Genomic DNA, 12,929 nt, shown 5'->3' with positions numbered 1-12,929 from the left:
AGTCTGCGCGGCAGCATGACGGCCGAACTCCTCTACGAGTTCGCAGAGAGTTCTTTCCAATCGTCCCTCCAGCGCAGGGTCGTGAGGGTTAGTCGAGATCAAGGCGCCACGTGCCTTCGTTCCAGTACTTCAAAGCCTGAGAAGCCTCGAACGGAATCATCCCCTCGCTCTTCGCCGCCTCTTCCAGCACTGGCCTGGCCTGTTCAGGTCTCGCACTGAGCAGGTAGATCGCTGCCTTGACCCTGACATCCATGCGCGGATGGGTGAATAGCTCGGCGAGCGCATCCATCCCAGCGTCACGGTGTTCGCTCAGCCTCTTGAACGCAGCGATGTACCGCTTCGCGTGCTTGTTCCCCGTCCTGGCATCGCCCTTCCAGATGGCATCTGTCTGTGCGGCGACATTGAGAGCGAACTCCTCCGCGAGTTCCTGCAACTTCATCTCCAAAGTCCCTTCCGAATGTTCTCGATCGCAAGCAGCCCGAAATCGCGCTGTGCTTCGTAGGACTGCGTGCTGAGCCACTGTCTCACCGTCAAGCGAGACGAACGCGTAATACCTTCGCTGATCGACGAGTAGAACGCGCTCACCCGAGTATGCAGAGCCTCGTCCAACGGCACGACGTTCCGCGCGTTATGCAGTGACTCGGGTCCGAACCGCTGCACGTTCCCCGGCGTCTGCTCGACGATGTGGTGCCACTGCTTGCCGGGGCCCGCCTTTCCCATCGCCTTCTTGAAGCCGCTGAACGACTTCCAGGCCCTGCCTCCGACCGGCAGGGCGACAGAAGAAGTACTCGCACCATGAGCCGCCATCGCCACGGCTCCGGGTGCCAGCGCCACGGTGACGCCCTCGGCCGTCACCGCCACCATCTCCACCTGCCTCACGGCCCCGTACACGAGTCCGGCCTGTGCCTCGGCTCGCACCACCGCCTGCGCCGCCCCGGGCAGCTTCGGCAACTTCGCAGCGAAGGCCGTCGGCGTGCTGCCCATCGCCGCCATCGCCAGCATCGCGAATGCCCGCGCCGCGTTCCTCCCCATCACCTTCCCGTAGCGCTCCCCCGCGTCGCGAAGCTCGTCGAAGCTGCCCGCCCGCTCCGACTCCTCCCAGAGCCGCCGGAAACCCAGGATGAGTCCCCTGAACGTATCCAGCCCCACGTAGACGATGAGCGACGCCGTCATCACCGCCGCCACGCCTTTCGTCAGCGGCTCCGGCACCGTCCACAGAATCGCGTACGTCGCCATCGTCCACAGGACCGCGGACACCATCGCCTCCGGGTCCGTCATGTCCTTGAACGCTTCCAACATCTCCTCCAGCACCGCGCCCCTCGCCAGGGCCATCGCCAGCGCGAAGCGTCCATCCCCGGTGACGGTGGGACTCTCCACCAGCAGGCGCAGGCAGTCGCCCTTCCTGCCCGTCCGCTCGCACCACGCCAGGTAGGCACGCGTCAGCGCCACCTCCCCTTCCGGCAGCTCCACCTCCAGGCCCTCGCTCCGGTCCACTGGAGTAATGCGGCGGCTGCGCGGCTCGTAGGCATACGTGCCCGCGCGCGCGTCCATCTCGAACAACCGCCGCGCGACCTCCTGCGGCCGCGCCGGAGGACGCACCTCGAGCGCCAGCTCCGCCACGGCCTCCTGGAAGTCGTCCTCGTCCACCGCAAGAGGCGCAGCCTCCGCGTCGCGCGGAACGTGGACACGGGCAGCACCTTCCCCGGTCTCCAACCGCACCACTTGCCGCGCACCGCCGCACGCGGCCAGCACCACGCACAGCAGCGGCCACCACCGACGCGGCATCATGCGAACCCCTCCAACCGGGCGCCCGGACTCGGGCCGCGTCACTCCAGAAGGAGGAGTCCCTCAAGTCAAGGCAACAGCAGGCCTTCCAGCGCCACAATCCATGCGCCTCGACTCCAGGGCGCGCGAGTCCATCACCCGCGCGCCCCACGACACCTCAGCTCCGACGGCGCCGGGCCCGCGTCAGCCCCAGCACTCCCAGCAGCGCGAAGGCCGCGAACGGCGCACCACCCGCACTGCTGCACCCCACGTCGCTCGTCAGCTCCTCACCCGACGGGATGCCCTGTGACGGAGGCGGCACGCTCGAACCCGGCGGCGTCTCCGTCTCCGGAGCCTCCTCCACCGGCGGCGTCCCCGCGTCCACATCCTCCGGAGTGCCCGCGTCGACGGGCGGCGTCCCCGCATCCACAGTCGGAGTCCCCGCGTCCACGACAGGAGTGCCCGCGTCCACCGGCGTCGGCGTCGTCGGCACATCCAGCGCAATCACATCCGCCAGCGTCGTCGCCTGCACGAACCCGTCATGGTAGACGACGCCCACCGGCTGCACCGTGTCGCTCCGATACAGGCCCAGCTTCAAATAGTTCTTCTGCCCCGAGTACATCGTCACCGCGCCACGCTTGGGCAGCACGAGCTCCTTGTTGTGCCACAGCTCGACAAAGCCCGTATTCGCGGTGGCGCCCCACTTCGCGTGCAGGATGAACTCGTGCCACACGCCGCGCACCAGCTTCGTCTTCCACGGCACCTCTCCCGTGCCGTTCAGCGCCATGCGAATCTCCTCGCCGCGCACGTAGAACTCCACCGGCGGCGAGCCGCAGCACCCGTCATGGTGCCACTGCGCGAAGAGCTGCCACGTGTCCACGCTCGGGAAGTCCGTCGCGAACATCACCTTCCAGCGGTAGTAGTACTCCGAGCCCACCGCCTCCTTGCCCTGGTACACCAGCTCGTTCCGGTTCCCACTGGCGTTGATGGGGTCATCGCCCTGCTTCACCGTCACCTTCAGCGCGTACTTCCCTTCCGCCACCGGAGACGTCACCACCTGGAGCCGGTCCGCGGCCACCATCTGCGTGCCTGAGTACTGCGAGCGGTCTCCCGTCTCGAAGTCACCGCGCCAGACAATTCCAGCCGACGCCAGCCCGGGGACCAACCACATCGCAAGCCAGACGGGGAAGAGAGCTTTCAATGGTGTGCCCTTGAGAAAGTTTGACAGCCAACGAGTGACACACCGTACCGCAAGGCATTCCTCGCTTCATTCCGCCGGCAATTCCTTCCCACCTGCCTGACAACAGGGCAGACAGCCAGACAAGCCCTCGAAGGGTGTGAAACATGTTTCACCCTGCCGCACTCCGCGTGTCCCCCGGCCGGCCGGGCGAGCGGGTCCACATGACGCAGTGCACAAGGCGACGAGGCGGGCAACCAGGAGGCTGACTGCCGGCAGGCGTGGTGTATGGTCCCCACCCTTCCGGCACCCCCTCTGAAGGGGGCGTCCCCGGTGCACCCATGCTTGTCCTGCGTGACGTCCAGAAAACCGACCTGGCCGGCCTCAAACGGCTTGCCGCCGTGCTCAACACGGTGAACCTGCCGAACAACGAGGAGACGCTCGAAGCCATCATCGACAAGTCGGTGAAGAGCTTCGCGGGAAAGGTGAAGAACCCCTTCGACCGCGAGTACCTCTTCGTGCTGGAGGACGTGCGCAACAACCTCATCATCGGCACGTCGATGATCATCGCCCAGCACGGGACGTACGAGGCGCCGCACATCTACTACGAGGTGAGCGAGCGCGAGCACTACTCCGCGTCCCTCGAGCGGCACCTGCGCCACAAGGTGCTCTCCATCGCCTACAACTACGAGGGCCCCACCGAAGTCGGCGGCCTCGTCGTGGACCCGCCCTACCGCGCCACGCCGGACAAGCCCGGCAAGCAGCTCTCCTACGTGCGCTTCCTCTTCGTCGCCATGCACCGGCGCATCTTCCGCCCGCGCGTGCTGGCGGAGTTGCTCCCGCCGCTGCTGCCGGACGGGCGCAGCCTGCTGTGGGAGGCGTGCGGCAAGAAGTTCACCGGCCTCACCTACCAGGAGGCGGACCGCCTCAGCCGGCAGAACAAGGAGTTCATCAAGGAGTTGTTCCCCTCGTCTGACATCTACGCGTCGCTCTTCCCGGACCGCGTGCAGAAGGTGCTCGGAGAAGTGGGCCCCCAGACGCGTGGCGTGCAGCGCATGCTGGAGCGCATCGGCTTCAAGTACGTGGAGCGTATCGACCCGTTCGACGGCGGCCCCCACTTCGAGGCCAACACGGCCGACATCTCCCTGGTGCGCAAGTACCGCACCGTGAAGCTGGCTGACGAGGACTTCGAGATGGAGGGCGACGACGTGCTCGTCGCCTTCGAGCGCGAGTCGGGCCGCAACCGCTTCCGCTCCATTCGCTGCCAGGCCCGCCTGGACAACACCGTGGCCTACCTGCCCGCCCGCGCGAAGGAAATCCTCGGCGCGGAGGCCGGGGCGAAGCTGTCGCTCATCCCCTTCGAGTAGCCCGCATCACGGCCGGCGCACCACCCGGTGCGCCCCGTGCAGCAACTCCAGCCAGCGTCGCCCCGCTTCCAGTGCCGGCCCTCGCGCGTCCTCCAGCGCGAGCGGCAGGTGCGTGTCCGGCCTCACGGCATCCAGCGAGGTGGGGTCCAGGTCCAGCGTTGCGCCCTTCGCCAGCGCCACGCGCACCCACGCGTGCGGCCTCGCCGGCCCGCCGTCCACCACCAGCAGCCCGTGCACGAGCGCCACCTTCACGCCGCGCTCCCGGGCTCCGGCGGCGAAGCGCAGCGCGTGCGCGAGACAGCCGCCCGCCTCACCCTCTCCATTCTCGTTCCAGTCCGCGGCCCCGGGGGCCTTGTCGATGAAGGCCGCGTGGACTCGTGCGGCCAGCGCCCTTGCGGCCCCGGCATCCCAGGGCGTCATGCCCTCCAGTCGCGAGGGAACGTCCAGCGCAGGCTCCAGCGTCAGAGCTCCGCGCGTGCCCTCCACCGGCAGCCCCTGCGCGAAGAGCTCGGGGGGTGAGCGGAGCTTCGTGCCGGGTGCCGCCACGGTGAAGCGGGCGTCGCCCACGTCCAGCACCTCCAGCCGTCCACGCTCCGAATAGCTCGCGCGGAAGGACGTGCCCAGCAGGGTGCCCTCCACCCGCGAGCCCTCCACGCGCGTGACGCAGTGCGGGCCTTCGCGCCCGGACAATTCCTCCCTCGCCACCACGCAGCCCACGGCCGGCGGGCCGCGCCAGAGCCACAGCGCCTGCGGAGAGACTTCCGCACCTCTCACCCGCCCCGCCCCATCCACCTCCAGCGTCACCTCGCGTCGACGCTCGCCCGGCTGGCCATCGCGCGTGTGCAGGTGCCGGCTCGCGTACGTGAAGCGCCCCTGCTCCAGCGTCAGCGTCACCGTGCCCACGGGCACGCCCCTCCAGGCGAAGACGAAGCGCGCCTCTTCTCGGGGTGGAGCAGACCCGCCCACCTCGCCAGGGTTCGCGGGCTTCACAGGGAGAGCGAGGAGCAGGAAGGCGAGCAGAGCGGCCACGGGCCGAAGTGTGCGGCGTTTTGAGGACCGGCGCGAGAAGGCAGGGTAGCGTTGCCTCCGTTCATGGGCGCCAAACGGTATCTGTTCGCGTTCGGCCTGGCCGCGGGCCTCATCTCCGCGCTCGTCCTGGGGGGACTGCTGCGGGCCGTTCACGGCACCCCGCTGCCGAACCTGACGTGGGCCGTGCTCCTCGTCGCCACACCGGCGCTCTATCTCACCGGCGGCTACTTCGCGTGGTTCCGCTGGGCGGCCCGCCGGCGCCGCGTGCGCCGGCAGGTCATGGCGCGGCTGGCGGAGGGCGACCTCACCACCACCGTCAGCTCTCGCTACGAGGGCCACGAGGACACCCGCCGCCTCATCCTGTCGCTGCGCCGCGCGCTGTCCCAGGTGCAGCGGGTGACGGCCAACCTCCACCGCACCAGCAACGAGGTGAGCGAGCAGGCCCGCATGCTGCTGGAGGCCGCCCGCCGTCAGGGCGGCGCGGTGGAGCGCACGCTGGAGGCCGTCAGCGGCATGGGCGGCAGCCTCCAGGTGGCCGTCAAGCGCGTCCACCAACTGGAGGTCTTCGCCGTCGACACCACCGGCGCCCTCCTGGAGATGACCGAGCGGCTGGAGCAGGTGGTGGACTCGCTCACGCAGGTCAACAGCTTCGCGCACAACACCAGCGCGCTGATGCAGGCCATGGCCGAGCGGCTCGCCAACATCGCCTCCTCCGGTGACGAGCTGGGCCGCTTCGCCAGCGAGGCCGAGGACTTCGTGGCCGCGGTGGAGGGCGGCATCGACTCCGTGCGCCGCCGCGCCAATGACACGAACCAGCTCGCCATCGCCGTGACGGCCACCGCCGAGCGCGGCGAGGTGCTCGTGGGCGACAGCGTCAAGGGCATGTACCGGGTGGAAGAGACGGTGCGCAAGGCCGCCGAGCTGATGGGGACGCTGGGCAACCGCTCCACCGAGATTGGCCGCATCGTCGACGTCATCCAGGAGATCGCCGACCAGACGAACCTGCTCGCCCTCAACGCCGCCATCATCGCCGCCCAGGCCGGCGAGCACGGGCGTCCCTTCGGCGTCGTCGCCAACGAGATTCGCAACCTCGCCGAGCGCACCACGCGCTCCACCCGCGAAATCGCCGCGATGGTGGCCGGCGTGCGCGACGCGGTGCAGACGGCCGTGACGCTGGTGCAGGAGGGCCGCGAGCAGGCCACCACCGGCGTGGCCCTGGGCGACCGCGCCGCCGAGGCGCTGGTGGAGATTCGCACGATTACGCAGCGCACCTTCGCCGCCGTGGAGGCCACGGTGGCCGAGACACAGCGGCTGGAGGCCCAGGGCACCACCGTCGTGGAGGCCAGCCGCCGCGTCGCCCGGCGCGTGGAGGACGTCACGCGCATGGCGATTGAGCAGTCCGGCCATGCCCGCGAGCTGGTGCGCCAGACGCACGAGATGGCGCGCGTGGGCCAGAGCGCCTCGCAGAAGGCCGAGGCCCAGGCGCGCACCGGACGCGACTTGTCCGAGTCCGTGGTGCGGCTGAGCGCGGCGATTGAGGAGCTGCGCTCGGCCAACGTGGTGCTCACCAAGGGCGATATCTCCATCCGCGAGGAGGTGGCGCAGGTGCGCGAGGACGCACGCCGCGTCATCCGCATTGGCGACGGGCTGACGCGCACGGTGGACCAGCTGGGCCATGAAGCCGTGGGCCTGGAGACGGAGGTGTTCCGCTTCAAGCTTCCCACGCCGCGCACCGGCGGCACGCTGCGCGTGGGACTGCACCAGGCGGCGTCGCTGCGCAACCGGCAGGCGGTGGACCCGCTCTTCACCGTGGAGAACCAGGTCTCCGAGCTCACCTCGTGCATCTTCTCCAGCCTCCTGCGGCTGGAGGACGGCGGGCTGGAGCCGGACCTCGCCGAGCGCTGGGACGCGGACCCGTCCGCGCGCCGCTACCGCTTCTACCTGCGCCGCGGCGTCACCTTCCACGACGGCACGCTGCTCACCGCGGGCGACGTGAAGCGCCACCTGGAGCGGCTGCTGGACCCGGCCTTGCGCTCGCCGGACCGCAGCCTGCTGGAGGACGTGGAGGGCGCGCCCGAGTACAGCTCCGGCCTCGCGCGCGAGGTGTCTGGAATCGAAGCGCTCGACGACGGCACGCTCGAAATCCGCCTGCGCGAGCCCAAGGCCTTCTTCCTGCACATCATGGCCCTCACCGCCACGGCGGTGGCGCGGGTGGACTCGAGCGGGCGGCTGGTGGGCACCGGCCCCTTCCGCCTCACGGCCCTGGAGCAGGAGCGCGTCGTGCTGGAGCGCAATCCCTCCTACTGGCGCCCGGGCGGGCCGCTGGTGGACCGGCTGGAGTTCCTGCTCGCCGGCTCGCGGCAGGAGGCCGTGGCGCGGCTGCGGCAGGGGGAGCTGGACCTGGTCTCCTTCCTGGCCGCCGAGCACGTGGAGGTGCCGGGACTGGAGTCCCTCCAGATCGTCACCAGCACCACGCCCTCCACGGCCTTCGTGGTGCTCAACCAGCGCGAGGCGCCGTTCGACGACGTCCGCGTCCGGCGAGCCCTGCGCGCGGGCATGGACATCCAGGGCATGGTGGAGCAGTTCCACCCGGGCGCCCGCGTGGCGCGCACCCTCACGCCGCCGGAGCTGCTGGACGACGCGGACGCGGGGGCGCCGCACGCGCCGGACGTGGCGCTCGCGGAGCAGCTGTTGCGCGACGCGGGCCTGCGCCGGCTACGGCTCACCCTGCACCACCCCGCCGACCAGGACCCCGCCGCCGAGGACGCGGTGCTCTTCCGCCCGCTGGTACAGGCGGGCCTGCTGGAGCTGCGGCACGTGCGGATGTCCCAGGAGGAGTACACGGCCCGGGGAAGCGAGGGGAAGCTGCCCGCCTTCCGCAGCCGGTGGCTCGCGGACTTCCCGGACCCGGACACGTTCCTCTACTTCCTGCTCAACTCCAACGCGCAGACCATCTTCCCGCTGGGCTACCGCAACCCGGAGCTGGACCGGATTACGTCGGAGGCGCGCGTGTCCATCGACCCGGGGCTGCGCCAGCAGCTCTACGTGCGCGCGGAGAAGCTCTTCCACGAGGACTGCCCGCTCATCCCGCTGTACCACGAGCGCGTCCACGCGGCGGCCATGCCCACCGTGCAGGGCCTGCGGCTGCACCAGACGCCGCCGCAGGTGCGCTTCGAGGACCTCTGGGTGGACCCGGGCGCGGCCTCCTGAGTCACCGGGACTCGCGCCGCGCCCCGTCCGCACCGCCGTGACGCTGGGGCCAGCCCTGCGTCTCCGCGCTCCCGTCCACCGCGTACGACTCCAGGAGCCACGCGCCCTCGCGCTCCACCACGACGTAGAGGAGCCCACCGACGAAGGCCGTGCCCGCCACGTGCGGCCTTCCGGGCAGCGGGCACATGCCCAGCCGCGCCCCGCGCGCGAAGAGCTGGTACCAGACACGAGGCCCGTCCGCCTGCTCCGCCGCCGCGAGCACGCCCACCGCTCCGCCATTGACGAGCGTCGCGTCGTGCAGCGTGCCCGGCAGGGCTTCATCCGGAAGCGCGTCCACCTCCCACGCCAGCTTCCCCGTGGCCGGGTCCACCGCGCGCAGCACCACGCGCTCCTCCTCGGGCGTGCAGGGGACGCCATCCGTGCGGTTGCATGCGCGGGCGAAGAGGTAGCCGGGCGTGCCCGCAACGGACAGCAGCGCCGGCTCCGCCAGCGGCACCAGCGTGCGAGTCCCAGCGTCCCAGTCCACCGGCACCGGCGCGCCACCGTCCGCGAGGAGTGAGGCGCGGGGCTCCATCATCCCCGTCGCGCCTCCGTCCTCGGGATCGAAGTGCACGAAGGCCCGAGCGCCTACGAGCAACGTCCCATCCGCCACCGCCAGCGACGCGCCCCCATCCGGCACACCGCCATCCACGAGCGGGGACAGCCACAGCGCCGTGCCACCATCCGGCTCGAGGTCCGCGCGCGCCAGGCGCCCGTCCACCGAGTAGAGGAAGGCCGCGCCCGTCACGTCCAGGGCGAGCCGGGCCTCCCCGGGCCAGGCCTCCACCGGCGACGCGCGCAGCAGCGTGCCCGCGTCCTCGCGCCCGGCCAGCCACACCAGCCGCGCGGCCTCGGGCGGGGGCAGCGGCACCACCCCGCCGTCGCCTCCATCCGCACCCGCATCCGCCTCCGGCCGCCAGTCCACGTACGCGAGCACGTCTCCCTCGGCCGTGAGTGCCACGCGCCCCGCGCCCGTCGCGCCATGCCACGTCCCCGCATCCGGCGCGGAGGGCGGGCCCATCGACGCCCACGACGCCTCCCACAGCCGCGTGCCGTCGTCGCGCGGCGCATAGCCTTCGAGTCCCTCCGAGCCCAGCACCACCACGCCCGCGTCCGAGGTGGCCAGCAGCGTGCGGGCGCCTCCATCCGGGTAGGGAGACTCGAAGCGCAGCAGCCCTCCCGGCGTGTACGAGACGAGCCGGCAGCCCGCATCCCCACCGCACACCGAGGTGAACAGCGCACCATCCTGCACGAGCAGCACGGGCCCGCCGGGCTCACCCACCGGCTCGCCGCCAAGCTGCTGCCGGAAGACGTACTCGAGCTCGCCCGGGTCGGGAAGCTCGCACTCGCCATCCTGGCACGTGCCCTCGTCCCGGCAGGCGGTGGCGGGCGCGCAGACGGTGCCGTCCGGCGTGGGCACCTTCGTGCAACTGCCGCCGATGCAGACCTGGGCGTTCTTGCAGTCCACCGAGCCGCACGGGATGAAGTCCTCGGCGTCCACCTCCGTGCAGCCATCCTCCCGGTCGCACAGGCCCACCTTGCAGGGGTTGCTCGGCACGGGGCACGCCACCTGCTCCGTCACGCACCCCTGCGTGGGCGAGCACGAGTCCACCGTGCACGGGTTGTCGTCATTGCACGAGCGCTGGCTGCCCACGCACGCGCCGGCCTCGCAGCGGCCGTTCTCCTGGCAGCGGCTCTGCGGGATGCAGGTGGCTCCGTCCGGCTGGGGCGACTCCACGCACTCGCCGGACTCCACGTCGAAGCGCGACTGGAGGCACTGCGCGGCGGGACAGGGCTTGGGCCGCACCCCCGTCGCGGTGAGGCGGACGGTCTCCGTGTCGCCGCTGCCCTCCAGCACCAGTGAACCTTCCGCAACTCCGTTGCCCGCGGTGAACACCACCTCCACCGTGGCCGTGCCGCTGCCCGGCACCGTCACCTCCGGCGTCGCCACGGAGAAGGGGGCGCCCGCGGAGGCCGTCACCGTGACGCTCGCGCGGCCGGTGGCCTGCAGCGACACCTGCCGGCGCGCCTGCTCACCCTCCAGCACCCGGCCGAAGTCCACGGCCTCCTCTTGCGGCCGGAAGCCCTCGCGCGCGTTACCCAGACCCGGGTCGCCGCATCGGCAGCCGCCGACGACGACCACCACGAATGCCAAGAGCAGCGGACTCCAGGGGCGGGCGCGGAAGACCATGGGCCCGACTCAAGCGCGCCCGCCGGGGGCACGCAATCCCGACCCGCTGTCCCGTCGCGCCCCGGACTCAGGGCTCCGGCGCGGGAGCACGTCTCCGGGCCAACATGCGCACCAGCACGCCCACCACACCCACCAACACCAGCCCCACCACCGCGTACTGGTAGCGGGTGACGAGCGCCGCCAGTCGCTCCAGATTGCCGCCCACCGCCGCGCCCAGCGCCAGCACCAGCGCGGTGTGGGCCATGGCGGACAGGGCGCCCAGCAGCATCGCGTTGAAACGGGGCATCTGCGCGGCCCCCGCCGCGACGAAGATGAGCCCGCGAATGCCGGGCAGGAAACGGTTGGCCAGCAGCAGCCACGGCCCGTTGCGCCGCATCCGCGCCTGCACCTGCTCCAGCCGCGCGTGGGTGATGCCGAAATAGCTCTTCCCGGGGTGGGCGTCGAAGCGCTTCGCCAGCCAGTGGCCCGCCCAGTAGTTGATGGCGGCGCCCAGCACGCTGCCCGCCGTCACCACCAGGAAGACGAGCGGCCACGGCTGCGTGCCGCGCACCGCGTACACGCCACCCAGCAGGGTGATGGTGTCCCCGGGGAACGGGGGGATGACGTATTCCAGCGCCGCCGCCACGCCCAGCACCAGCAGCCCCAGGGGCCCCAGCGAGGAGATGAGCTGGTCGATGAATTCCACCATCCGCGGGTGAGACCTCCCTCCAACGCCCAGCGGACATTCATATGGCACCCCGAGCGGGGGCGGAAGCGAGTGCCCTCGACTGGCGAACAGATGACGCCCGTGAGCCTGGGCACCCCGAGGGTTACCTCCAGCGAGGCAGCTTCATCCCTGCGCCCCGCATCCTCCGTACAGACATCGGCGCCGACTTCCCGGCATGCACCGACCCGCGGTGCCCACACGGGGTGTGCGTCTGATTCGGAGCACAAGGTGAATCTCAGAAGTGCTTGAAGCTGGACTCACGTCTCGATTGGCGGACTCCTCGGACACAGGCAGGCCCATTTCCGCATCACAGCACCTGCGCTGCGGCTGATGGCGCGACCGTTGCACACAGGCTGTCGTATCAGCCCCACGGTAACGCTCGGCCCCTTCCGCAAAAGGCAGTGACGGGCGGGGCCAATCCCATCAACAGACGTGACGCCCACGCTGAGCTGCCCTCTCTCTGCCAAGGTGATTGAGACAGTCCGTACCCGGCAGTTTAGAGCGCCTAACAAAAGTAAGGACTGGAGCGGCTTCCCAGAGGGGAGGCGCCTCTCGGAAGGGACTTTTGTTAGGCGCTCTTAGTGTGCAGGGCGCCAGTCTGGCCGGAAGATTTTTGTCTGCCGTACGCGTGCGATTGAATTGCGGTTGAATTTCTCTCCGACTCGAAGACTTGTTCAGTTCTGACAAGTGCAGCGGGTTGGCAACGTGGCCGATTGATTAGTGGAGACGCATGAGAACGACGTGGAAGGCTTTGGGGGCGGCGGCGAGCGCGGTGTTGGTTGGGCTGCTCGCTGTGCGCTGCGGGCACGAGGTACCGGGTAGTGAGGCGCCGATGGCGGTGGCCACGCGCAGTCAGGCGCTGCAGGTGCCGGGCCTCAAGGCCGAGTACTTCGACGACCACGGGCTTAGGACGCTCGTCACCACCCGCGTCGACTCCCGGGTCAACTTTGAGTGGGAGTACGGACGCCCCGAGGGGACGGCCCTCTCCGACGGCGAATACTTCAGTGTGCGCTGGACGGGAATACTGACGGCTCCCGTGACGGGCACCTACACCTTCACCACCTCGACGGATGATGGTGTGCGGTTGTGGGTGGCAGGGCAGAGCATCATCGACAATTGGACGTACCAGGACGACTATGATCCGCTCTCCCAGGGGACAGTGTCGTTGGTGGGCGGGCAGACGTACGCCCTCGTCATGGAGTACTTCGAAGGCGAAGGGCTGGCACACGCCCAGTTCTTCTGGGAGTACCCCGGCCAGGAGCGGCAATTGGTGCCCGCCAGCGCGCTCACGCACGACGACGGGCCATCCGCGCCCGGGGTGCCCCCTGTGTCAGGGAAGTTGTCGCCTCGGCTGACGTGCCGAGCTGACGACGCCCTGGGGGCGAGAGCAGGCAGGACGCGGTGCCGTACACGGATGCATTCAAGGCGCAGATGGTGAAGCGGATG

The 12,929-nt window shown here is 70.2% G+C and carries 9 protein-coding genes; 3 read left to right on the top strand and 6 right to left on the bottom strand.

What is annotated here, in order from left to right; all coding sequences use genetic code 11:
• Positions 1–88: 88 nt before the first annotated feature.
• From G4D86_RS47510 to G4D86_RS47500, 3 genes are all read right to left on the bottom strand, one after another.
• Positions 89–439: a DUF2019 domain-containing protein gene (locus tag G4D86_RS47510; RefSeq protein WP_164002182.1), complete on the bottom strand. Its 351-nt coding sequence runs from the start codon at positions 437–439 to the stop codon at positions 89–91.
• Complete coding sequence (gene sitA5, locus G4D86_RS47505; RefSeq protein ID WP_164002181.1) at positions 436–1,788, bottom strand: SitA5 family polymorphic toxin; 1,353 nt, start codon at positions 1,786–1,788, stop codon at positions 436–438. The genes G4D86_RS47510 and sitA5 overlap by 4 nt, the downstream gene beginning before the upstream one ends.
• 154 nt (positions 1,789–1,942) lie before the next feature.
• A complete protein-coding gene (locus G4D86_RS47500; RefSeq protein WP_240360881.1) occupies positions 1,943–2,965 on the bottom strand; it encodes a polysaccharide lyase family 20 protein in 1,023 nt (340 codons plus the stop codon).
• Between the two features lie 317 nt (positions 2,966–3,282).
• On the opposite strand from G4D86_RS47500, the gene G4D86_RS47495 reads away from it, so the two are divergent.
• Positions 3,283–4,308: an arginine N-succinyltransferase gene (locus G4D86_RS47495; RefSeq protein WP_164002180.1), complete on the top strand. Its 1,026-nt coding sequence runs from the start codon at positions 3,283–3,285 to the stop codon at positions 4,306–4,308.
• A gap of 6 nt (positions 4,309–4,314) precedes the next feature.
• Here the strand turns inward: G4D86_RS47495 and G4D86_RS47490 are convergent, their stop codons facing one another.
• On the bottom strand, positions 4,315–5,337 hold the full coding sequence (locus tag G4D86_RS47490; RefSeq protein ID WP_164002179.1) for a lasso peptide biosynthesis protein: 1,023 nt from the start codon (positions 5,335–5,337) through the stop codon (positions 4,315–4,317).
• 63 nt (positions 5,338–5,400) lie between these two features.
• On the opposite strand from G4D86_RS47490, the gene G4D86_RS47485 reads away from it, so the two are divergent.
• Entirely contained in the window at positions 5,401–8,547 is a 3,147-nt protein-coding gene (locus tag G4D86_RS47485; protein ID WP_164002178.1) for an ABC transporter substrate-binding protein, read from the top strand.
• 1 nt (position 8,548) lies between these two features.
• Here G4D86_RS47485 and G4D86_RS47480 read toward each other — a convergent pair whose 3' ends face one another.
• Both G4D86_RS47480 and G4D86_RS47475 read right to left on the bottom strand, forming a co-directional pair.
• Entirely contained in the window at positions 8,549–10,732 is a 2,184-nt protein-coding gene (locus G4D86_RS47480) for a hypothetical protein (protein WP_240360886.1), read from the bottom strand.
• A gap of 112 nt (positions 10,733–10,844) precedes the next feature.
• Positions 10,845–11,465: a DedA family protein gene (locus G4D86_RS47475; protein ID WP_164002176.1), complete on the bottom strand. Its 621-nt coding sequence runs from the start codon at positions 11,463–11,465 to the stop codon at positions 10,845–10,847.
• A 748-nt stretch (positions 11,466–12,213) separates the two neighbouring features.
• Here G4D86_RS47475 and G4D86_RS47470 point away from each other — a divergent pair.
• Complete coding sequence (locus G4D86_RS47470; RefSeq protein ID WP_164002175.1) at positions 12,214–12,921, top strand: PA14 domain-containing protein; 708 nt, start codon at positions 12,214–12,216, stop codon at positions 12,919–12,921.
• Positions 12,922–12,929: the final 8 nt, after the last annotated feature.

The sequence above is a fragment of the Pyxidicoccus caerfyrddinensis genome, from assembly GCF_010894405.1.
GTDB classification, from domain to species: domain Bacteria; phylum Myxococcota; class Myxococcia; order Myxococcales; family Myxococcaceae; genus Myxococcus; species Myxococcus caerfyrddinensis.
Note: the sequence above shows the minus strand (reverse complement) of the source record. Positions and strands in the feature narration are given on the sequence as shown.

Excerpts from the sequence above, each read along its gene's own strand:
- G4D86_RS47475 (WP_164002176.1), bottom strand. The coding sequence starts at position 11,465 with ATGGTGGAATTCATCGACCAGCTCATCTCCTCGCTGGGGCCCCTGGGG.
- G4D86_RS47510 (WP_164002182.1), bottom strand. The coding sequence starts at position 439 with ATGAAGTTGCAGGAACTCGCGGAGGAGTTCGCTCTCAATGTCGCCGCA.
- G4D86_RS47470 (WP_164002175.1), top strand. The coding sequence starts at position 12,214 with ATGAGAACGACGTGGAAGGCTTTGGGGGCGGCGGCGAGCGCGGTGTTG.
- sitA5 (WP_164002181.1), bottom strand. The coding sequence starts at position 1,788 with ATGATGCCGCGTCGGTGGTGGCCGCTGCTGTGCGTGGTGCTGGCCGCG.
- G4D86_RS47495 (WP_164002180.1), top strand. The coding sequence starts at position 3,283 with ATGCTTGTCCTGCGTGACGTCCAGAAAACCGACCTGGCCGGCCTCAAA.
- G4D86_RS47485 (WP_164002178.1), top strand. The coding sequence starts at position 5,401 with ATGGGCGCCAAACGGTATCTGTTCGCGTTCGGCCTGGCCGCGGGCCTC.